The sequence below is a fragment of the Citrobacter sedlakii genome (genome assembly GCF_018128425.1).
Taxonomy (GTDB): domain Bacteria; phylum Pseudomonadota; class Gammaproteobacteria; order Enterobacterales; family Enterobacteriaceae; genus Citrobacter_A; species Citrobacter_A sedlakii.
This window is the reverse complement of record NZ_CP071070.1, coordinates 756520-777319: the sequence shown is the minus strand read 5'-3', so window position 1 is coordinate 777319 and position 20800 is coordinate 756520. Positions and strand designations below refer to the sequence as shown.

The following is a 20800-nucleotide window of genomic DNA, read 5'->3' as shown; positions in this document are numbered from 1 at the left end:
TGCGGGTTTGTTAGTATTCTAACATCCACCCGCGATTACACTTCGATATACATCACAGTTAATGAAAACTACGTACAAATTTGCATTACTGTAATGAGATCAAATTCAAATAAATGACCTCTTCTGCCGCGATCTTCTTCGCACAGGCGCATCAGGATCAAAAGCCGCGTCAGCGCTTCTTTCTACAATGCCCGCACGCCCTTCGGCATAAAAAGGAATCACGATGACCACGAGCAACGAAACCGCGCTGCAACAGCGCTGCCAGCAAATCGTCACCAGCCCGGTGCTGAGCCCGGAGCAAAAACGGCACTTTCTGGCGCTGGAGGCCGAAAACAATTTGCCTTATCCCGCGCTGCCCGCCGGGGCGCGCCAGGCGCTGGACGACGGGGTCATTTGCGATATGTTTGAAGGCCACGCGCCGTTCAAGCCCCGCTATGTGCTCCCCGATTACGCCCGTTTTCTGCGCAATGGCTCCGCCTGGCTGGAACTGGAAGGCGCGCAGGATCTGGACGATGCGCTGTCGTTACTGACCATCCTTTATCATCATGTGCCGTCGGTAACCTCCATGCCGGTTTACCTCGGTCAGCTTGATGCGCTGTTGCAACCCTATGTTAAAATTCTAACACAAGACGCGATCGATATTCGAATAAAACGTTTCTGGCGCTATCTCGACAGAACCCTGCCAGACGCGTTTATGCATGCCAATATCGGTCCTGCCGATACTCCCATTACCCGGGCGATTTTACGTGCTGACGCAGAGCTAAAGCAGGTTGCGCCAAATCTGACCTTTATCTACGATCCAGACGTCACTCCGGACAATCTGCTGTTGGCGGTAGCAGAAAACATTTGTGAATGCAGTAAGCCGCATATTTCCAATGGCCCGGTGAATGATAAAATTTTCACAAAAGGGCAGTACGGCGTGGTGAGCTGTTACAACTCGCTGCCGCTTGGAGGCGGCGGTAGCACGCTGGTGCGTCTTAACCTGAAGGCCGTGGCGGAGCGCAGCAGCTCTGTTGATGACTTCTTCACAAATGCGCTTCCTTACTATTGCCGCCAGCAAATCGCCATCATTGATGCCCGATGTGAATTCCTCTATGAAAAATCACATTTCTTTGAGAATAGCTTCCTCGTGCAGGAAGGACTGATCGATCCACAACGTTTTGTACCCATGTTCGGTATGTACGGTCTGGCGGAAGCGGTAAACCTGCTGTGCGAAAAAGCGGGCATGCGTGCGCGCTACGGAAAAGCGGAAGCGGCTAACGAACTGGGCTATCGCATCAGCGCTCAACTGGCGGAATTTGTCGAGAATACGCCGGTAAAATATGGCTGGAAGCAGCGCGCAATGCTGCATGCACAGTCAGGGATTAGCTCTGACGTTGGCACCACGCCGGGCGCGCGTCTGCCCTATGGCGACGAGCCAGACCCGATCAGCCATCTGCAAGCCGTCGCGCCGCATCACGTCCATTATCATTCCGGGATCAGCGACATACTGACCCTGGACGAAACCATCAAACGCAATCCACAGGCGCTGGTGCAGTTGTGCCTCGGCGCGTTTAAGGCCGGGATGCGCGAATTTACCGCTAACGTCAGCGGCAACGATCTGGTCCGGGTGACTGGCTACATGGTGCGCCTGTCGGATCTGAAAAAGTATCGCGCTGAAGGTTCCCGTACCAATACCACCTGGCTGGGTGAAGAGGCCGCGCGCAATACGCGTATTCTGGAACGACAACCCCGGGTGATCGGTCATGAACAGCAGATGCGCTTCAGTCAGTAAGCTGATCCCCTTCTCCTGCGTTGACGGGCCCGGAAGTCGTCTGGCCCTGTTTTTACAGGGCTGTAATCTGCGCTGTAAAAACTGCCACAATCCATGGACGATGGGACGCTGTCACCACTGCGGCGAGTGCGTGGCGCAGTGTCCACATCAGGCGCTGAGCGTCAGCGATGGAAAAGTCATCTGGCACGCCGAACATTGCCAGCAGTGCGACACCTGTCTGAAGATGTGTCCACAACAGGCGACGCCGATGGCGCAGAGCATGAGCGTTGACCAGATGCTGACCCACATCCGCAAGGCCGCGCCGTTTATTGAAGGCATTACCGTTAGCGGCGGCGAAGCCACGACCCAGCTGCCGTTTATCCTTGAACTGTTCACCGCGATGAAAGGCGATCCGCAACTGGCATCGCTGAGTTGCCTGGTGGACAGCAACGGGCAACTCAGCGAAACCGGCTGGCTGAAACTGCTGCCCGTGTGTGAAGGCGTGATGCTCGACCTTAAAGCCTGGAGCAGCGAATGCCACAGGCGGCTTACCGGTCGCGATAACGCGCAGATTAAGCATAGTATCGTGTGGCTGGCAGAGCGTGGAAAGCTGGCGGAACTGCGGCTGCTGGTGATTCCGGGACGGGTGGATTATATGCAGCATGTCGATGCGCTCGCCGCGTTCATCCGACAGCTTGGCGATGTGCCGGTGAGGCTAAACGCCTTTCACGCGCACGGGACGCATGGCGAAGCCAGGACATGGGCAAGCGCAACGCCAGAGGACGTAGAGCAACTGGCCGATGCCCTGCGCGAGCGCGGCGTAGAAAAATTGCGCTTTCCTGCGTTATATCTGTGAATATGCCGGGGGCGCATAGAGAATATAGCGTGCGGCATCTGACCCCAGGATATTCTCAACGTTGTCACATCAGCAACAGGTTGCGTTCACCCTACGGGAAGTGCTTCTCTACCTCTTCAGCACATTTGAACACTGAGCAGCGACAACGATATTACACATCAAACAACGCCGTGGTATTGCGGTACAGCGCGTCAGCGATCACGTCCGCAGGTTCCGGGCGCAGTTCGCAAAGCGCATCAAACACCTTAACCGCCTGTTCCGGGCGGTTTGGCTGGCCCTGAAAACCATTAAGCGGCATGTCCGGGGCATCGGTTTCCAGCAGTAGCGCCGTCAGCGGCAGTTGCGCTATCACGTCGCGGGTTTTGCTGGCGCGCGGATAGGTGATCGTGCCGCCGACGCCAATCCGGTAACCCAGTTGCACAAAACGCTCGGCTTGCTGAAAACTGCCGGCAAAGCCATGGACTACGCCGGTGCGCGGCAGGTTCTGACGTTTCAGATGCATCGCCAGCTTGTCATGGGTGCGACGGGAATGGAGGATCACTGGCAGATCGTAGCGTTTTGCCAGCTTTAGCTGCGCCTCCAGGATCTGTTCCTGCCTGTCGAACCGCGGGTCGTCGCGATACAGATCCAGGCCGATCTCTCCCACCGCCACCACTTTTGCCGGACGATCGTCCAGAACCTGCTGTAAGCGTTCCAGACCGTCATCCGCATGCTGTTCGATCACTATCGGGTGTAGCCCCAGCGCGGCGTATAGCGGTACGAAGCGTTCTGCCAGCGCCAGTACGCGGGCAAAATTGGCCGCCTCTGTCGCTGGCACAATAATCTTCTCAATACCCGCTGCGCAAGCCCGCTGCAGGCTGGCGCGCTCATCGCCGGTAAACGGCGGAAAATCAAAGTGACAATGGGTATCGATAAAACGCAAACTCACGCCAGATCCTCATCAGTAAACAGTGTGTCATTGGCCTGCGGCGCTGCGGACACCGCCGCCACATGGGTATCGTTGGCGACCGGTGCGGGAGGCACCACCACCGGGCCAGGCGTGACAATTTTCGGAAGATGCCGCAGCAAAGGCGGCTCTTCGGCCAGCATTTTACCGACCGTGGCGAGAAAATAACGGCCACATAGCCGCCCGACTTTATAATCTTCGCGCAACGCCGGAATGCGGCTGCCCAACGCCATGCTTTTTAATGGCTTCGGCGGATAAATTTCAAAAAGACGGATCCTGCCCGGCGGCTTTTCAATGAAACGCTGGATGTCGGTGTAACTTGCCTCATGATGCTGCACCAGATTCACCAGCGGCTGCAGGCTGCTCTCGCCCAGCCAGCGCTCCATGCGCTTGAACCATTGCGGCGTGTAATACATTTGCGACGGCACGGTGCGGATCACCACCACCGTTTGCGCCCCTTGTTTCACTGCTTCGCGAACCGGGATCGCATCGCTAATCCCACCGTCCAGGTAGCTGACTCCTTCCAGCGACACCCCGGTGCGATAAAAACCGGGGATTGCGCTCGACGCGCGAATGATATCCAGCCAGTTCTGCTTCGTCGGCGTGAAGTAACCGGGCGTATAGTCATCGCCACGGCAGGCGCACATATAAAAATGTTTGCCGCTGTCGAACAGCCGGGCGGCGGTATCCATTTGCAGCGGCATCTGGCTGGCGGTCGCCTCCACCAGCCAGTCAAGATCGATAAGATTGCCTCCACGCACAAAGCGCAACGGATCAAAAAATTCTTTGCGCGTGGTGTAACGCATGATGACTTTGCGCCCATAGCCAGGTTGATTACAGAGGTAGGCTGAAAGATTTTGCGCGCCTGCGGAGGTGCCGTAGTAGAGATCGAACGGATTAAACTGCGCGCGCATAAATTCATCCAGCACGCCTGCGGTAAAGATGCCGCGCTGTCCTCCGCCTTCACACACCAGCGCCAGACGGCCCGGCTTGAACGGTCTTAATGACAACGGCGCAATATTGCCGAGCGTGACGGGTATACGCTGCCCCACCTCTGCCTTCCTGTTATTGTTATGCTTAAGGGAGCCAAAGTAACGCAAATTGACCGCGGCGAAAACAGAAAAAGCCAGTCCACTGGACTGGCTTCGTTGCAAGTTAGCGTTACGCTTTCACGCACTAGGGTCGTTTACGGCCCATAAACAGGCTGACCAGGAACAGGATGATACCGACGACGAAAACAATTTTCGCTGCGCCTGCAGCTGTACCTGCCAGTCCACCAAATCCCAGAGCGGCGGCAATTAACGCGATAACCAGAAATATAATGCCCCAACGAAACATAAGCCTCTCCTTTACCATAGTTAATGTCGACCGCTTGTTATGAGCGCTCAGGCTACTCATTCGCGATATTTTTAGTGTGGTGCACATTACGCCTCCCGACAAATGTCAGGAGGTCGAATACGAAGAATTACTGAGCTTTCAGATCGTTCTTGACGCTTTTCACGCCATCAACGGCTTTTGCGATGCTCTCAGCGCGATCGATTTGCGCCTGCGACTCTACGGTTCCGGACAGCTGGACAACACCATCGGTGGTTTCCACTTTCACTTTTCGGGAAGGAACAATGTCATCCGCCAGCAGTTTGGCTTTGATTTCACTGGTGGTTGCCGTATCACCGGCATAGCCTTTCACTGAACTCTCTTTACCGTCGCGAACGTGCAGTTTGTCGCTCACCGAGGTCACGCCTTCCACGCCTTTCGCCACTTTCACGGCTTCTTCAGCCTGTGCCTGACTTTCGACGAAGCCGCTCAGGGTCACCACTTTCTGATCGGTTTTGACAGAAATATCGGTGCTCTTAATATTTTCATGATCCACCAGTGCCGCTTTTACTTTTGCGGTAATGGCGCTGTCATCCATGAAATTACCGACTTTATTCATAGAGCTATCGACTTTTTGCCCTGCGCTTTCGGCCCCGGCTTGCGCTTTGTCCATGGTAGCGTTTTCTGCATATGCAGAACCCGTCGCCACAGCAGACGTCAGCATTACGGCCAGCAGAGTTTTAGAAATCTTCAGTCTTGTCATAGTCATCGATCTATTCCTGTATGTTTGCTCGTAATTTGAGCTCCGGCAACACGGGGTTGCATTGCTGAATGGGGTGACAAAACATCACCCAGTCAGAAGTCAATGGCAGCGGTCACATTCACAACGTGTGAAGCAGTGCTGTCGAAGGCCCTTCCGTTTCAGTTATTAATATCGTGGCCACAATCAACATCAGCTTTAAGCACTCCACTTCACGCATTGAACGGTATTTAAAGCCAATATTTATGTCATCACTTTGTTAAATATAGATCACAATTTTGAAATCGCGCGGGGAATTGCGCAAAAAATCGGCAAACATAAGCAAAAGAGAGGGATTTAAGAACATTCCGCAAGGGACTAAAAAGGCAGGGAAAGTGGCAGAGCGCAGCATTGCCGCGCTCTGAGAGGGAGATTAGTGCTCGCGAGTCTTACGGAACTGAACATCAGGATAACGTTCCTGCGTCAGGTTGAGGTTAACCATCGTTGGCGCAATGTAGGTGAGGTTGTCACCGCCATCCAGCGCCAGTTGAACTTCATTTTTACGTTTAAACTCTTCGAACTTCTTCGCGTCAGCGCATTCCACCCAGCGAGCGGTCGCCACGTTGACGGATTCATAAATCGCTTCAACGTTGTATTCGCTCTTCAGACGCGCAACCACCACGTCAAACTGCAGCACACCGACCGCGCCGACGATCAGATCGTTGTTGGCGATAGGGCGGAACACTTGCACCGCGCCCTCTTCCGACAGCTGGACCAGCCCTTTCAACAGCTGTTTCTGCTTGAGCGGATCTTTGAGGCGGATGCGGCGGAACAGTTCCGGCGCGAAGTTCGGGATACCGGTGAACTTCATCATCTCACCCTGAGTAAAGGTGTCGCCGATCTGAATGGTGCCGTGGTTATGCAGGCCAAGAATATCCCCCGGATACGCTTCTTCAACGTGTGAACGATCGCCAGCCATGAAGGTCAGCGCATCAGAAATCACCACGTCTTTACCGATGCGCACCTGACGCATTTTCATGCCTTTTTCATATTTTCCGGAAACGACGCGCATAAACGCCACGCGGTCGCGGTGTTTCGGATCCATGTTGGCCTGAATCTTAAAGACAAAGCCAGTGAACTTCTCTTCTTTGGCTTCCACGGTGCGGGTATCGGTTTGACGCGGCATCGGCGCTGGCGCCCACTCCACCAGACCGTCCAGCATGTGGTCAACGCCAAAGTTACCCAGCGCGGTACCAAAGAAGACCGGCGTGATTTCCCCGGCGAGGAACAGTTCTTTGTCGAATTCGTTAGACGCGCCCTGCACCAGTTCCAGTTCATCGCGCAGCTGCTGCGCCAGATCGTCCCCCACGGCGGCGTCGAGATCCGGGTTGTTCAGCCCTTTAACAATGCGCACTTCCTGAATGGTATGGCCTTTCCCTGTCTGGTACAGATACGTTTCGTCTTTATAGAGGTGATACACCCCCTTGAACAGCTTGCCGCAACCGATCGGCCAGGTGATCGGCGCACAGCCAATTTTCAGCTCGTTCTCAACTTCGTCCAGCAGTTCCATCGGGTCGCGGATGTCGCGGTCGAGCTTGTTCATAAAGGTCAGGATCGGTGTATCGCGCAGACGGGTGACCTCCATCAGCTTACGCGTGCGATCCTCGACGCCTTTCGCGGCGTCGATAACCATCAGACAGCAGTCCACCGCCGTCAGCGTGCGGTAAGTATCTTCCGAGAAGTCTTCGTGCCCCGGGGTGTCCAGCAGGTTTACCAGGCAGTCGTGATACGGAAACTGCATTACTGAGGTGGTAATAGAGATACCACGCTGCTTTTCCATTTCCATCCAGTCGGATTTCGCGTGCTGGCTGGAACCACGGCCTTTAACGGTACCCGCAGTCTGGATAGCCTGTCCGAACAGCAGCACCTTCTCGGTGATGGTGGTTTTACCGGCATCCGGGTGAGAAATAATGGCAAAAGTGCGGCGCTTGGCCACCTCCTGCAAATAAGGAGACAACGTCATAATTCATTCTTCTTGGTAAGCGCGGCGTCGCGCCGCGCATGTTGAATACGAAAAATTGCGGCTATTTTACCCATCAACGGGGGGGAGGCAATCAGTGTTTACACAGGAGTTGCTCCAGTTCGGCTAATGACGTCACGGTCCAGGTCGGTTGTATGCCTTCTGGCTGCTCGCGATGATGCGCATTCAACCAGCATGTCGCCAGCCCGGCATTGATACCGCCTAGGATATCAGATGCCGGGGTATCGCCCACCATCAGTACCCGGGAACGGTCCGGATTACCGGCCTGCGCCAGCGCGTAATCGAAAATCTTCGGGTCCGGCTTCGCCACGCCAACTTCTTCTGAGATGACCAGCAAATCAAAATAATCGCGCAGACCGGTCCGCTCTAAACGGATCTGTTGCAGGGCGGTAAAACCGTTGGTGATGATGCCAAGCCGGGCATTGCCGCGCAGGGCATTAAGCAGCGATACAGCGCCTGGCAGCGGCGCGCAGATCTCCGCCATCGCATTTATAAAGGCGTCGTTAAGCTGCCCCGGCGCCACGTTGAGCCGTTCCGCCCAGCTTTGAAACCGGGCATGCTGAAGCTGTAATGAGGTGATCGCGCCGTTTTGGTAATCCACCCACAGTGGTTTATTGACGGCCTGATAGTCCTGAAAATCCTCAGCGGTAAAGGTGATGCTATAGTCGAGAAACATCCGCTGTAAGCCGGTAAACGAGTCAAACGTAAACAGCGTTTCGTCGGCATCAAAGAAAATCCAGTCCCACTTCATCATTACACCTTCTCTTACATACTGATTGGCAGTGCCATTATGATGGCGTCCTCGCGACCGTCGGCGGTCGGGTAGTAGTTGCGGCGAATCGTTGCCTCGTTGAAGCCTAAGCTTTCATACAGTGCGATGGCGGCAACGTTGGAGGCGCGAACCTCCAGCCACAGCGTCAGGACGCCGCGTTTTTCCAGCTCATCAATGAGGTGTTCCAGCAGCGCTTTCCCTACGCCCTGACGCTGAAAGTCGGGATCGACCGCGATATTGAACAGCGTCGCTTCATCGACTACCACCTGCGTGATGGCAAATGCGGCCATGCGTCCGTCTATCGTCAACTGATAGTTGAGATAACGTTCCCCCTGATTACTGGTAAATGTCTGTTCACTCCAGGGAAACGCGTGGGCGCGCTTTTCAATCTGAAACGCCGCGGGTAAGTCACGCTGGCTGAGGGAAGAAATCGTGTTCATGTGTGCAGATTTGTCGCCATAACGCGGCGCGCGCGGGCGCGCTGGTTTGTAGTTCATTAAATGAAGGCGTTGAAATCACCGCCCCTTCCAGCGTGACGGGCGCATCGTTGCCGAGACGCCAGCAGTGGCAGCGGCTCCCCTGCGGCAGCATGACCACGCGGTCGGGCGTCAACGGTAATACCTGATCCGGCGTTAGGCGCAGCGCGCGAAGAATATCGCGCATCAGCGGTTCCGTCAGCGCGGGGAGATCGTCGCCAACGATCACCAGGCTGACGTGCCGGGGAAGCGTAATCGCAATCTCGCCCTGTAAAGCGCCAGGGCGACGCAGTGACCACTGGGTGATACCCAACTGTTGCAATTGCCAGTCTCGCCGCGATGTCATGTAAAACGCTCCTGTCTGTCAAGGGCGCAAATATAGCAAATTCATCGAAACTGCGCCAATTACGCTCTATAATCCCCGGCTGATTAACTTAAGGAGCCTTCCATGTCTGCTTTTACCCCGGCAAGTGAAGTCTTGCTGCGCCACAGTGATGATTTCGAACAAAGCCGTATTCTGTTTGCCGGAGATTTGCAGGATGACCTGCCCGCGCGTTTTGCCAGCGCCGCCAGCCGTGTGCATACCCAACAGTTTCACCACTGGCAGGTGCTAAGCGGCCAGATGGGCGACAGCGCCCGTTTTAGCCTGGTAGCCCAAGCAGAAGACGTGGCCGACAGCGATACGCTGATCTACTACTGGCCGAAAAACAAACCGGAAGCCCAGTTCCAGCTGATGAATCTGCTGTCGCTGTTGCCGGTGGGCACCGATATTTTTGTCGTTGGCGAAAACCGCAGCGGCGTGCGCAGCGCTGAACAGATGCTGGCGGAATTTGCGCCGTTGAACAAAGTCGACAGCGCCCGTCGCTGCGGTCTGTATCATGGCCGTCTGGAAAAACAGCCGGTCTTTGACGCAGAAAAATACTGGGGCGAATACGCCGTTGACGGCCTGACCATCAAAACCCTGCCGGGGGTGTTTAGCCGCGATGGTCTAGATGTGGGCAGCCAGTTGCTGCTTTCCACCCTGACGCCGCATACCAAGGGTAAAGTGCTGGATGTCGGCTGTGGCGCTGGCGTGCTCTCCGTCGCGCTGGCCAGCCACTCGCCGAAGGTGCGCTTAACCCTGTGCGACGTTAGCGCACCCGCGGTTGAAGCCAGTCGCGCAACGCTTGCCGCCAACGGCATTGAGGGTGAGGTGTTTGCCAGCAACGTCTTTTCTGAAGTGAAGGGTCGGTTTGACATGATCATCTCCAACCCACCGTTCCACGACGGTATGCAGACCAGCCTGGATGCGGCGCAGGCGCTGATTCGCGGCGCAGTGCGCCACCTGAACAGCGGCGGCGAGTTGCGTATCGTCGCTAACGCCTTCCTGCCCTACCCACAGGTGCTGGACGACACCTTTGGCTTCCATGAGGTCATCGCTCAGACCGGTCGCTTTAAGGTCTACCGTACCGTTATGACCCGCCAGGCGAAGAAATAGTCTGGTCATCCCTGGCCGGATTAAGGTGCCTGCGCACCGTCCGGTATGGTTTACAGATGCCGGATAACGCGTTGTTTATCCGGCCTGCGTTCAACGCTACGGTTAGCGCCCATTTTTCCAGCAATTGAGCTTGCGTGCGCAATTAACTATTGACGAAAAGCTGAAAACCACTAGAATGCGCCTCCGTGGTAGCGATTCTTTTCAAGAATCGATGGTATGCGAAGGTGGCGGAATTGGTAGACGCGCTAGCTTCAGGTGTTAGTGTCCTTACGGACGTGGGGGTTCAAGTCCCCCCCCTCGCACCATAATCCACGTTGATATTGCTCGCACTGGGCGAAGGTGGCGGAATTGGTAGACGCGCTAGCTTCAGGTGTTAGTGTTCTTACGGACGTGGGGGTTCAAGTCCCCCCCCTCGCACCAACGAGGCGATATCAAAAAAGTAAGATGACTGTGCGAAGGTGGCGGAATTGGTAGACGCGCTAGCTTCAGGTGTTAGTGTCCTTACGGACGTGGGGGTTCAAGTCCCCCCCCTCGCACCAATTATCTTACGGCCTTCCTTCTGCTGTTCCCTGTTGTTTATCCCTGATTCAAATTCATCATTACCAGCATCATTCCACCGATCAACGCAACGCATGATGGCAACAGAACAAAATGCCGCAGGTGTTTGTGATACAGCATCACCGGAGTGAGTAATAGCCCTAATACAATAATGGTCTTCCAGACCTCAAGGGAAAGATCGGCAAACGCCAGTCCGGCAATCACGATCCCCGGCAGTAATACTCCCCAACCACTGCCCAGCGCCCGTTGCAACATGGTTTCACCTCTCACACTGATAATGATAACCAATATCATATGATAAACTTTCTCATTTGTCAGCACGCCGTTGCACACCCTGACATCAGCTTTACTTAAGCATTGATGACATGAATTCTTTAAGGTGATAAATTGCGCAGCGGTAAACATAGAAAGCAAATACCTCTTACTTTGAGCGAGCGACTTCTCGCTTTTTTCACGTGGCCTGAACAGTGTAATTGTTAGATAAACAATGAATTAAGACATGACTGCACAATCCTGGCTTTCCCTGCGCGCTAAAAAATATCAGCTCTCTCTCCGTCTGTTTTTGTTTCTTAACGCCGTTTCCGCTTTGTTTGCTATCGCTTATCCGATCTATCAGATTAAAACCGTCTCAGTGCCGGGTATTGTTATTCTGGCGCTGAGCGCGGCCCTCCTCGCGTGGCACGGTAGATACGCCAATCAAAGGATTAATTTACCGATCGTTTCTTTCGCGTTTGGCGGGCTATGGGCGGCGCATATTACGTTGAAATACACCGAGCTCCCGTCTCCGGACGACACTTTCCTGCTGATGGCGCTACTGACTGTTTTATTCATCGGATCTATTTCATTTGCCAATAATATTGTCGCTTTTACGCTTCACTCGCTGCCCTCCGTACTGGTCTGCCTGTGGTTAAACGGCAATGAACAGGGCCTGCGGATCCTCTATTTCCTGGCGTTGCCCATGGCGGGAGTGGCGATTCAGCATGCAATCCAAAAACGTTACGATGATTTCGCCCAGCAGCTGATGTACAAACTGTTGGCGGAAAAAGAGACGTTGAACGACCTCAGCATGCTCGATCCTTTAACGGGGTTATACAACCGGCGGGGACTTCAACACCGTCTGGAGACCCTTCTTGAGACGGATACCGATGAGCATTACGTGTTGCTGATCGATATCGACCATTTCAAAGCCTACAACGACCATTACGGACACATGATGGGCGATCAGGCGCTGATGCGCGTATCCGCGGCTATTCGCGACGCCGTACGTTCGCGTGATGTGGTTGCTCGCTTTGGCGGCGAGGAATTTATGGTGTTGCTGACGGCAGCCGATCCGCAGCAGGCGCATGCCGCCGCTGAGCGTATTCGTCAAAGTGTGTATGACCTTAAGATCCCACACATGTTTAATGAAAGCGTCGCGACCAACGTCACGATCAGTATCGGTATCGCGCCGCTGACAGGCAGAGAGATCGAAAGCGCCATTAGCAGTGCGGACAAAGCGCTTTATAAAGCCAAGCATCTGGGACGTAACCATATTTTAGCCAGCAGCGATCCCGGTATCGCCTGACGCGGTATGGTGTAATCGTGCGGCGTGAGAAGCAAGCCTGACAAAGCGCTTGCTATCGGTTATGCCTATAGCTAGGATTAGCAATCATTATCATTTAGATTATTATCCAGACTATGGCTTATCGTTCCGCATCCGTCATTGATAACGTCATCTGGCGAGCGCCTCTGCAGCCGCAGCGCCCTTCGCTGGCGGAGGCCGTACGCGCAACTATCGCCCAGACACGCGAACACCTGCTGGATTTCATTCGTCTGGACGAACCTGCTCCCCAGTCTGCTATGACTCTGGCGCAATGGTGTCGACCAAATGAGCTGCAGTCATTGCTGGCGGTCTATTCCGACCATATTTATCGCAACCAGCCCACGCAGCCGCGAGAAAACAAGCCACTGCTATCGCTGTGGGCGCAGTGGTATATCGGTTTGATGGTGCCGCCGCTGATGCTTGCCTTATTAACGCAGGAAACGGCCATTGATGTTTCTCCCGAGCATGTGCACGTGGAGTTTCATGAAACGGGTCGCGCCGCGTGCTTCTGGATTGACGTTCATCCGGATCGTCAGGCGACGGAATGCTCTCCACAGATGCGCATTGAAATCCTGATCAAACAGGCGTTAACGCCTGTCGTCCAGGCTCTTGAGGCCACGGGCGAAATTAACGGTAAACTCATCTGGAGCAATACCGGTTACCTTATTCACTGGTACCTCAACGAGATGAAACCGCTGCTTGGCGAAGAGTTACTTCACGCGCTTCGCCATGCCTGCTTCTTCGAAAAACAGCTTTCCTGCGGCACTGATAACCCACTCTGGCGGACCGTTGTCCCGCGCGAAGGCGTACTGGTACGCCGCACGTGCTGCCAACGTTACCGCCTGCCCGACGTGCAGCAATGCGGCGACTGCACGCTGAAATAAGCCGGGAGCTTTCGCTCCCGGACCGTTATAACGCAATCTGCTCGCTTTCGGCGTCAGTTCGCTGCGCTTCTTCCGCTTCCTGCGCCAGTAACTGCTTCTCATATACCTTAAAGAAGGGGAAGTAGATAATGGCGGAGACCAGCGCCAACAGCACCACCAGGATCGCCGCGCGATAATCCCAGCCTAATGCCCATGCCGCCCCCACCGGCGCTGGCGCCGTCCACGGCACCACCGAAATAACCCGACCAATCAGATCAAACTGCATGGCTGCCCATGCGATGATGGCGTTGACCATGGGCGCCAGCAGAAAAGGAATGAAGAACACTGGATTCATCACGATGGGCGTACCAAATATCACCGGTTCGTTGATATTGAAGATGCTGGGTACCACGCTTAAGCGACCAATCGAACGCAGATGTACGGAACGGCTGCGAAGGTAACAAATCACCAGCCCCATCGTCGCTCCTGAACCGCCAATGACAATGAAGAAGGTCCAGAACGCCTCCATAAAAATGTGCGGTAACGGCGCGCCCTGCGCCAGCGCCGTCTGGTTCATGCCGAGATTGGTCAGCCAGAACATTTGCAGCATCCCGGAGACGATCGCCGCGCCATGGATGCCCGCAAACCACAGCAGATGCCCAATCAGCACCGCCAATAAAATTGCCGGCAACGAATCGGCTGCCGAAACCAGGGGTTTAAAGATGGCCATGATCGCCTGCGGGATCAACATGTCGAACTGCGCCTGGATCAGCAAGCTGAGTGGATACAACGTCAACACAACGACCAGCACGGGGATCAACAGATCGAAGGAGTTTTTGATCATCGGCGGCACCTGATCCGGTAAGCGAATACCGATGTTATGCGTCTTCAGAAAACGCATCATCTCAACGCAATAAATCGCCACCAGAATCGCCGTAAAAATACCTGTACCGCCAAGACTGTCAACCGGCAACGTCCCCTTCGTTTTTGGCGCAGCGATCAATAAAAAAGCCATAATCGCCAACATTGCGCACATAAAGGGATCAAGCTGATGTGACTTCGCATAGTGTTTTCCGAGGTTGTACGCAATCGCCGCGCAGATGTAGATAGACATGATCCCCATCGTCATATCGAACGGGGTAAGGATTTGTCCTTCAAACTGCTTTGCCAGATCCAACCAGCCTCTGGCAAAACCCCAGGTGGTGTCGGGGGAAAACGGCGGATAGGCGAAAACCAACAGAAACGATCCAACAATCATAAACGGCATCGCAGAAATAAAGCCGTCGCGAATAGCCATGACATGACGTTGTGAGGAAATACGCCCTGCGACAGGGCTGACGTAGTTTTCGACGAACCGGAAAATCACATTAAAGACTGCATGGTTGGTAGATTTCATAAGTGGCTCTTTTTATGTGATACAGAGGAAGTGACAACTGCAGTATTAATCGCCCTTTCCTGTACTGCAACCGGTTACGGTAACCGGTTTCCGTGAATGTGAAGAGGATCGAAAAAACGTCTATGTTACTGGTTTGTTACATTAAAATATTTACAGCGGCGCCTGTCTTATGACAAATTACGCCAGCGGTTTTGCACACACTGGAAAACCGTCGAATGGTGTCAGGAGAAAAGAATGAGTTTGCAATCCGTACGGCAGTTTCTGGCCGAACATGCGCCCGATATTGAAATCATTGAATTAGACCAAAGCACCGCCACGGTTGATCTCGCGGCAAAAGCGCACAATGTGCAACCGGGACAGATCGCAAAAACCCTGTCGCTAAAAGTCAAAGACACGATCGTACTGATCGTCGCGAAAGGCGACGCGCGACTGGACAATAAAAAACTTAAAAGTACCTTTGGCGCGAAGGCCCGAATGCTCAGTTGTGATGAAGTGGTGAACGCGACGGGTCACCCGGTTGGCGGCGTTTGCCCGTTTGGCCTGGAGACGCCGTTACCGGTTTATTGTGATGTGTCGCTAAAGACGTATACCGAAGTGCTTCCCGCCGCTGGCGCAATCCATAGCGCTATCCGCATTTCACCAGAACGGATGGCTGAACTGACCTCAGCGACCTGGGTGGATGTCTGCCAGTGAAGGTCAACCGTGCGCATTACTCTTAAGAGAAGCGCGATTCCCGCGCCTACAGCAGAATATCCGCCGCGTTCAGCAAACCGGCGTCCGAACTGACGCCCAGTTTCGACATCACATTAAATTTATGCGCCCGAATGGTTTTAATATTTCGCTCAAGCTCAACGGCGATTTCAGGCATAGAGTAACCGTGGGACATAAAACGCAAAATTTCACGCTCAGTAGGGCTGAGCATCCGGCTCTGTGTGAGATACCAGAGATTATGATTACTTTCATTAATTCGGCGGGTACCGCTAAGCGCCGTAAATAATGCTTCCTGTAATACCGGCAGCGACGCCTCTTTACTGAGAACGCCGTCCAGCGGCGACGGCGACAGCGCGCCGATTAATCGCGCTTCGACGTTATCATCGGCAATCACCAGACGTCGCATACGGGGAAAATTGGTGGCCAGTTCAGCCAGACACATTAACCCCATCCGGCGATCTTTTCTGATTGAAGAAAGCGAGAAAATAACGGCAGAAAATGTCGTTGTGTTCATCGCCTGTAGAAATTCATCTCGTGTCGAGTAAAGGTGCAGTTTATAGTGATATTCAGTATTTGTTTTAAATAAATCCTGAATACCAATACCGCTCATAACACATTTTTCTATGAGTGCGACATTTCCCGCATAGCTTCGGTTTTCCATTCTGGCGTATCTCCATATACAGAAGGTAAATTCAGCTCTCTCGCTCCTTGAGAACTGTTAATCCAGGCGTACATCTCAGCGTTGCTGTTGATTGATAAACGGCGCATCGCGCTATTTTTCTGGGCGCTGATGGTTTTATTACTTTTCTTTAGCAGCATCGCGATCTGATTGATGCCCCATCCCTTGCCTAACAAGCGCAGCACTTTTCGCTCGGAGAGCGTTAAAATAATAGAACGCGAACCAAATTCCGCGTGCTCGACGTGTTCTGGCGACAGCAACGTTTTGCTCACGCTGTCAGGATGTTTGCTGCCTGCACGCAAGGTGTTGACCAGGTTTTCAATCGGTTCCACATCGGACAGCAGCGTACTGGATGGGCACATTAGCAATTCCACCGCCTGCGGATACCAGGCGCGTGAGACGAGAAAAACCCAATGAATATCGCGATACTGAGAGATCAGGGTGGAGAACTGTTCACAGATAGTGCGCGGATGGCGGCACTCTCCGGTAAGATCGGCGATGACAACGTTAGAACGACGAAGTTGTAATAACGTAAGTTCGTCGACAGCGCGACAGGTGGAGACATCATATTCCGGGAAATGCCGATGCATCACCCCATTCAGTCCAGCCTGAATGACCGGTACTTTGCTGATAATAATTCCGTTTTTGCAGCATCCTGGCAACATATATCCTCCACATCCCATAGCCGTTATCGCCCTGTTATTTTTGCAATTTGCGCAGAAAAACATTATTCAACGCAATACAAATAAACATAACAATAATCAGTATGAATTGTTAATCCCTGGTTTTCTTTCAGAATTCATATGGGCGATTATACAACTATCCACGTAGTATAATGCAATCCTGCCCCGTCAATATTTAACCATAAATCCAGAATGAGACATTAAAATATTCTTAAATTATAAATTAGCATTACTAATCCTTTTTGAGATAACGGATTTGTTTCATTAATTCACGAAATGCTTTAGGCGACATATTTTCATTTTTTTTAAAGAAACGCGAAAAGTAAGTCACATCGCTAAACCCCAGGTAATCTGAGATCTGGTTGATGGTCATGCTGGTATATTGCAGACTGCGTTTGGCTTCCAGCATGATGCGCTGATGCACGACGATTAATGCACTGCAATTATGAAATTCACGGCATAACTGATTAAGGTAATTCGCAGAGAGTCCCACCCGACGCGCATATTCCCCCAGCGGCAGGTGCTCGCGATAATGACTTTCGATCTGGCGCGCAAAAAGACGCATTGCGCTACGTCTGCGCGCCAGTTTGTCGTCCTGTTGTATTGCCGGTCGATGTTGCCGACGCAGCCAGACCAGTAGCGCGCTCAGCAAGGCAAACAGCATCATTTCCCGCGCCTCATGATCCGTCTGGTATTCCTTACGTAACGCCGAAAACAGGCTGTGAATATGGCCACGGGAGTGTCCCACCGGCACGCACTGCGGGGCGCTGAGCAAAGAGAGCGGCTGTGGAAACTGCGCCTCCAGGCGGCTTATCAGCGGCAGGGCAAGCGAGAGCACATAGCCCTGGGTTCCCGGTGAGAAACGAAAGCCATGCACGCACAGCGCAGGCACCACCTGCAGGCAGGGCTCCCGCATGAGCGTCGAGAGTCCTTCAACCTCGATCGTCGCCTCCCCCCGGTGCAAATAGAGAAGCTGGACAATCTCGGCGTGCTGGTGCACCCGGATGTGCCATTCATGCAGGCTGCTGCGCTGATGGATCGACTCACAGTGCAGCAATTCCGGCGTCGGCCACCCCTGTTGTTCGCCATACAGTTTGAAAACGGGAACCCCATCAGTGAATGGCATCTTCTCTCCTTCTCGTTAACCCACTTTTTCGTATGGCAGCCCGACGTAGTTTTCCGCAATGGTCGTCAGTCCGGCGACAGACCCAAGATAATATTGCCGATCCGCCTCCTGCATCTTGCGGTCGAAATCGCTCTTGTCCTGAAAATCATGCAGCAGGTGAGTCATAAACCAACTGAATCTTTCCCCTTTCCAGACCCGGTTAAGGGCCAGGCGTGAATAGCTTGCCAGCAGGTCGCCCCGCCCATGCTGGTAATATTGCGTCAGAATACGCCATAAATAGTTCACATCCGAGGCGGCAAGATTCAGGCCCTTCGCCCCGGTGGGCGGAACGATATGCGCCGCGTCGCCAACCAGGAACAGCCGACCATACTGCATTGGTTCCACGACGTAGCTGCGTAGCGGCGCGATACTTTTTTCCAGTGAGTGACCCGTCACTACCTTTTGCGCTAATCCGTCCGGCAGCCGCCGTTTGAGTTCGTCCCAAAAGCGCTCATCGCTCCAGGCCTCAACCTGCTCGCTAAGCGGCACCTGCAAATAGTAACGGCTTCTTGTTAGTGAGCGCTGACTACAGAGCACGAACCCGCGTTCATGATGGGCGTAAATCAGCTCCGGATTCACCGGTGGCGTGTCGGAGAGCAGCCCCAGCCAACCAAAAGGCCAAAGACTTTCATACTCGCGGATCGCCTCGCGCGGAATACTTTGCCGCGAGACGCCGTGAAAGCCATCGCAACCGGCGATGAAGTCACAATCCACACGACACTTCTCCCCCTCCTTTTCAAACGTGACGTACGGGCGATCGCTTTTGGCGTCGTGAATGTCTACCTGCTGCACGCCATAAATCGTGGGCGCTCCACATTCGCCACGTTCCTGCATTAAGTCCCGCGTGACTTCCGTTTGGCCGTAAACCATCACGCTTTTTCCACCGGTTAATTCGCTCAGCGCCACGGGGATACGTTTACCGTCGAAGATAAACTCAACGCCATGATGTACCAGCCCTTCATTGTCCATGCGTCGGGCGGCTCCCGCTTCGCGCAAAAGATCTACGGTCCCGCTTTCCAGAATGCCCGCGCGGATCCGGCCAAGCACATACTCCGGCGTCTGGCGTTCAATGATAAGCGTGCGGATCCCCGCCTTATGCAGCAATTGCCCGAGCAACAGGCCGGAAGGCCCTGCGCCAATAATGGCGACCTGAGTTTTCATCGCGTCCCCCAGCTGATAGTTGATTATTTGTTTAAACAATGTTGATTAAAAGTTTCAAATTGCATTTTTGATAAGCACGCGACGAAAAAGAAGGTCAAAATGCGGACAAAAATTGCACTTTTCACCGATTTGATAAAAGTGTGGCGCAGTTCAAATTCTCATCTGCAGAGAACTGGCTCTTTTTTCAACATAAAGATTGATCTCAGCGGGAGCCAAAAAACGTCCGCTTCATGATACAAAGAAGTCTTTCGTCATCAGTCAGTACGCAACGCGTCTTTTCAGTCAGGGCGAGTCATGCAAGAAGAGCAGTCATTTCAGCGAACGGTTACACGGTTGTGCATTCAGTGCGGGCTTTTTTTACTGCAACACGGTGCGGAAAGCGCGCTGGTTGATGAACTCTCCACCCGCCTCGGCCTGGCACTGGGCATGGACAGCGTGGAAAGCGCTATCTCCTCAAACGCCATCGTCCTGACCACCATCAAAGACGGGCAATGCCTGACCTCAACGCGTAAAAACCAGGACCGCGGGATCAACATGCATGTGGTCACAGAGGTTCAACATATTGTGATCCTCGCTGAACATAAGTTGCTGGATTACAAAGGCGTCGAGAAGCGCTTTAGCCAGCTCAGACCGTTACGTTACCCGCGGTGGCTGGTCTCGTTGATGGTCGGCCTGTCCTGCGCCTGTTTCTGTAAGCTGAACAACGGCGGCTGGGACGGCGCGGCGATCACCTTCATCGCCAGCATGGTCGCGATGTATATCCGACAGCTGCTGGCGCACCGCCATCTGCATCCGCAGATTAACTTTTGTATTACGGCATTTGTCGCCACCACAATTTCCGGTTTATTGCTGCACCTGCCGGCCTTCCGCCTGACGCCTACGGTGGCGATGGCCGCCAGCGTCCTGCTGCTGGTGCCTGGTTTTCCACTGATCAACGCCGTAGCGGATATGTTCAAGGGGCACATCAACACCGGGCTGGCGCGCTGGGCTATCGCCAGCCTGCTGACGCTGGCGACCTGCGTGGGGGTGGTGATGGCATTAACACTGTGGGGGCTTCGCGGATGGGTATAATCGATTTTATTCTCGCGCTGATGCAGGACATGGTGCTTTCCGCCATACCGGCGATGGGTTTCGCGATGGTGTTTAACGTGCCGCACCGCGCGCTGCCCTGGTGTGCGTTGCTTGGCGCACTCGGACACGGCTCGCGCATGGTGATGATGAGCGCGGGTTTCAATATTGAGTGGTCGACTTTTGTCGCCTCACTGCTGATCGGCAGCATCGGCATTCAATGGTCGCGCTGGTATCTGGCGCATCCAAAAGTATTTACCGTTGCAGCGGTGATCCCGATGTTCCCCGGCATTTCCGCCTACACGGCGATGATTTCCGCGGTAAAAATCAGCCACTTTGGTTACAGCGAGGCGCTGATGATCACGTTGCTGACCAATTTCCTCAAGGCGTCGTCGATTGTCGGCGCGCTGTCGATCGGCCTGTCGGTACCCGGCCTGTGGCTTTACCGCAAGCGTCCACGCGTATAATCCTGGCGGCAGGTTCCTCCCTGCCGCTCGCCCGCCCCGTTGTGTTACTATAGAAGCAGAGTCCCTTCTCGGTTGCAGTCCGTATTGAGAAAC

At 53.8% G+C, this 20800-nt stretch carries 22 protein-coding genes and 3 tRNA genes; 11 read left to right on the top strand and 14 right to left on the bottom strand.

Annotated elements, in window-relative coordinates; genetic code table 11:
- Positions 1-223: 223 nt before the first annotated feature.
- Together JY391_RS03690 and JY391_RS03685 are read left to right on the top strand one after the other, a co-directional pair.
- Entirely contained in the window at positions 224-1774 is a 1551-nt protein-coding gene (locus JY391_RS03690; protein WP_211935237.1) for a YjjI family glycine radical enzyme, read from the top strand.
- Complete coding sequence (locus JY391_RS03685) at positions 1746-2609, top strand: YjjW family glycine radical enzyme activase (RefSeq protein WP_211935236.1); 864 nt, start codon at positions 1746-1748, stop codon at positions 2607-2609. The genes JY391_RS03690 and JY391_RS03685 overlap by 29 nt, the downstream gene beginning before the upstream one ends.
- Before the next feature lie 151 nt (positions 2610-2760).
- Here the strand turns inward: JY391_RS03685 and JY391_RS03680 are convergent, their stop codons facing one another.
- From JY391_RS03680 to JY391_RS03645, 8 genes are all read right to left on the bottom strand, one after another.
- Complete coding sequence (locus JY391_RS03680) at positions 2761-3537, bottom strand: metal-dependent hydrolase (protein ID WP_211935235.1); 777 nt, start codon at positions 3535-3537, stop codon at positions 2761-2763.
- The gene (locus JY391_RS03675; protein ID WP_060569488.1) at positions 3534-4607 is read right to left on the bottom strand and encodes a patatin-like phospholipase family protein; all 1074 of its coding nucleotides are present in this window, start codon (positions 4605-4607) and stop codon (positions 3534-3536) included. Before JY391_RS03675 ends, JY391_RS03680 begins: the two co-directional genes overlap by 4 nt.
- A gap of 124 nt (positions 4608-4731) precedes the next feature.
- On the bottom strand, positions 4732-4893 hold the full coding sequence (locus JY391_RS03670; protein WP_000490275.1) for a DUF1328 domain-containing protein: 162 nt from the start codon (positions 4891-4893) through the stop codon (positions 4732-4734).
- A 127-nt stretch (positions 4894-5020) separates the two neighbouring features.
- Complete coding sequence (gene osmY / locus JY391_RS03665; RefSeq protein ID WP_042292235.1) at positions 5021-5638, bottom strand: molecular chaperone OsmY; 618 nt, start codon at positions 5636-5638, stop codon at positions 5021-5023.
- A gap of 403 nt (positions 5639-6041) precedes the next feature.
- The gene (prfC, locus tag JY391_RS03660) at positions 6042-7631 is read right to left on the bottom strand and encodes a peptide chain release factor 3 (RefSeq protein ID WP_042292237.1); all 1590 of its coding nucleotides are present in this window, start codon (positions 7629-7631) and stop codon (positions 6042-6044) included.
- Between the two features lie 91 nt (positions 7632-7722).
- Positions 7723-8400 carry a pyrimidine 5'-nucleotidase gene (gene yjjG, locus JY391_RS03655; RefSeq protein ID WP_042292375.1) on the bottom strand — a complete coding sequence of 226 codons (678 nt, stop codon included), beginning with the start codon at positions 8398-8400 and terminating at the stop codon, positions 7723-7725.
- A gap of 14 nt (positions 8401-8414) precedes the next feature.
- A complete protein-coding gene (gene rimI / locus JY391_RS03650; protein WP_042292239.1) occupies positions 8415-8861 on the bottom strand; it encodes a ribosomal protein S18-alanine N-acetyltransferase in 447 nt (148 codons plus the stop codon).
- The gene (locus tag JY391_RS03645) at positions 8830-9243 is read right to left on the bottom strand and encodes a DNA polymerase III subunit psi (RefSeq protein ID WP_042292241.1); all 414 of its coding nucleotides are present in this window, start codon (positions 9241-9243) and stop codon (positions 8830-8832) included. The genes rimI and JY391_RS03645 overlap by 32 nt, the downstream gene beginning before the upstream one ends.
- 102 nt (positions 9244-9345) lie before the next feature.
- Between JY391_RS03645 and rsmC the strand changes: the two genes are divergently transcribed.
- The 4 genes from rsmC (at position 9346) to JY391_RS03625 (ending at position 10913) form a co-directional block, all read left to right on the top strand.
- Entirely contained in the window at positions 9346-10374 is a 1029-nt protein-coding gene (gene rsmC, locus JY391_RS03640) for a 16S rRNA (guanine(1207)-N(2))-methyltransferase RsmC (RefSeq protein WP_199957212.1), read from the top strand.
- 218 nt (positions 10375-10592) lie between these two features.
- A tRNA-Leu gene (locus JY391_RS03635) sits at positions 10593-10679 on the top strand.
- Positions 10680-10707: 28 nt separating this feature from the next.
- Positions 10708-10794 (top strand) — tRNA-Leu (locus tag JY391_RS03630).
- 32 nt (positions 10795-10826) lie between these two features.
- Positions 10827-10913: transfer RNA gene (locus JY391_RS03625), tRNA-Leu, on the top strand.
- Between the two features lie 37 nt (positions 10914-10950).
- Here the strand turns inward: JY391_RS03625 and JY391_RS03620 are convergent.
- Positions 10951-11226 carry a DUF1435 domain-containing protein gene (locus JY391_RS03620; protein WP_042292378.1) on the bottom strand — a complete coding sequence of 92 codons (276 nt, stop codon included), beginning with the start codon at positions 11224-11226 and terminating at the stop codon, positions 10951-10953.
- A 205-nt stretch (positions 11227-11431) separates the two neighbouring features.
- On the opposite strand from JY391_RS03620, the gene JY391_RS03615 reads away from it, so the two are divergent.
- Together JY391_RS03615 and fhuF are read left to right on the top strand one after the other, a co-directional pair.
- Positions 11432-12496, top strand: coding sequence for a GGDEF domain-containing protein (locus tag JY391_RS03615; protein ID WP_200035484.1), 1065 nt, complete (start codon positions 11432-11434; stop codon positions 12494-12496).
- A 113-nt stretch (positions 12497-12609) separates the two neighbouring features.
- Positions 12610-13398, top strand: coding sequence for a siderophore-iron reductase FhuF (gene fhuF, locus JY391_RS03610; protein ID WP_200035485.1), 789 nt, complete (start codon positions 12610-12612; stop codon positions 13396-13398).
- Positions 13399-13423: 25 nt separating this feature from the next.
- Here the strand turns inward: fhuF and JY391_RS03605 are convergent, their stop codons facing one another.
- Complete coding sequence (locus JY391_RS03605; RefSeq protein ID WP_042292252.1) at positions 13424-14773, bottom strand: PTS sugar transporter subunit IIC; 1350 nt, start codon at positions 14771-14773, stop codon at positions 13424-13426.
- A 234-nt stretch (positions 14774-15007) separates the two neighbouring features.
- Here JY391_RS03605 and JY391_RS03600 point away from each other — a divergent pair, with 234 nt between their 5' ends.
- Complete coding sequence (locus tag JY391_RS03600; protein WP_199957216.1) at positions 15008-15466, top strand: YbaK/EbsC family protein; 459 nt, start codon at positions 15008-15010, stop codon at positions 15464-15466.
- A 46-nt stretch (positions 15467-15512) separates the two neighbouring features.
- Here the strand turns inward: JY391_RS03600 and bglJ are convergent, their stop codons facing one another.
- The 4 genes from bglJ to pobA all read right to left on the bottom strand — a co-directional run bounded on the left by bglJ (position 15513) and on the right by pobA (position 19172).
- Complete coding sequence (gene bglJ, locus JY391_RS03595) at positions 15513-16145, bottom strand: DNA-binding transcriptional activator BglJ (protein ID WP_060570311.1); 633 nt, start codon at positions 16143-16145, stop codon at positions 15513-15515.
- Positions 16106-16828, bottom strand: coding sequence for a helix-turn-helix domain-containing protein (locus tag JY391_RS03590; RefSeq protein WP_060570312.1), 723 nt, complete (start codon positions 16826-16828; stop codon positions 16106-16108). Before JY391_RS03590 ends, bglJ begins: the two co-directional genes overlap by 40 nt.
- 250 nt (positions 16829-17078) lie before the next feature.
- The gene (locus tag JY391_RS03585) at positions 17079-17972 is read right to left on the bottom strand and encodes a helix-turn-helix domain-containing protein (RefSeq protein ID WP_211935234.1); all 894 of its coding nucleotides are present in this window, start codon (positions 17970-17972) and stop codon (positions 17079-17081) included.
- A gap of 15 nt (positions 17973-17987) precedes the next feature.
- Positions 17988-19172, bottom strand: coding sequence for a 4-hydroxybenzoate 3-monooxygenase (pobA, locus tag JY391_RS03580; RefSeq protein WP_042292266.1), 1185 nt, complete (start codon positions 19170-19172; stop codon positions 17988-17990).
- A gap of 294 nt (positions 19173-19466) precedes the next feature.
- Between pobA and JY391_RS03575 the strand changes: the two genes are divergently transcribed.
- Both JY391_RS03575 and JY391_RS03570 read left to right on the top strand, forming a co-directional pair.
- Positions 19467-20243, top strand: coding sequence for a threonine/serine exporter family protein (locus JY391_RS03575; RefSeq protein ID WP_042292269.1), 777 nt, complete (start codon positions 19467-19469; stop codon positions 20241-20243).
- Entirely contained in the window at positions 20234-20707 is a 474-nt protein-coding gene (locus tag JY391_RS03570; RefSeq protein WP_200035487.1) for a threonine/serine exporter, read from the top strand. The genes JY391_RS03575 and JY391_RS03570 overlap by 10 nt, the downstream gene beginning before the upstream one ends.
- The last annotated feature ends 93 nt before the right edge of the window (positions 20708-20800 follow it).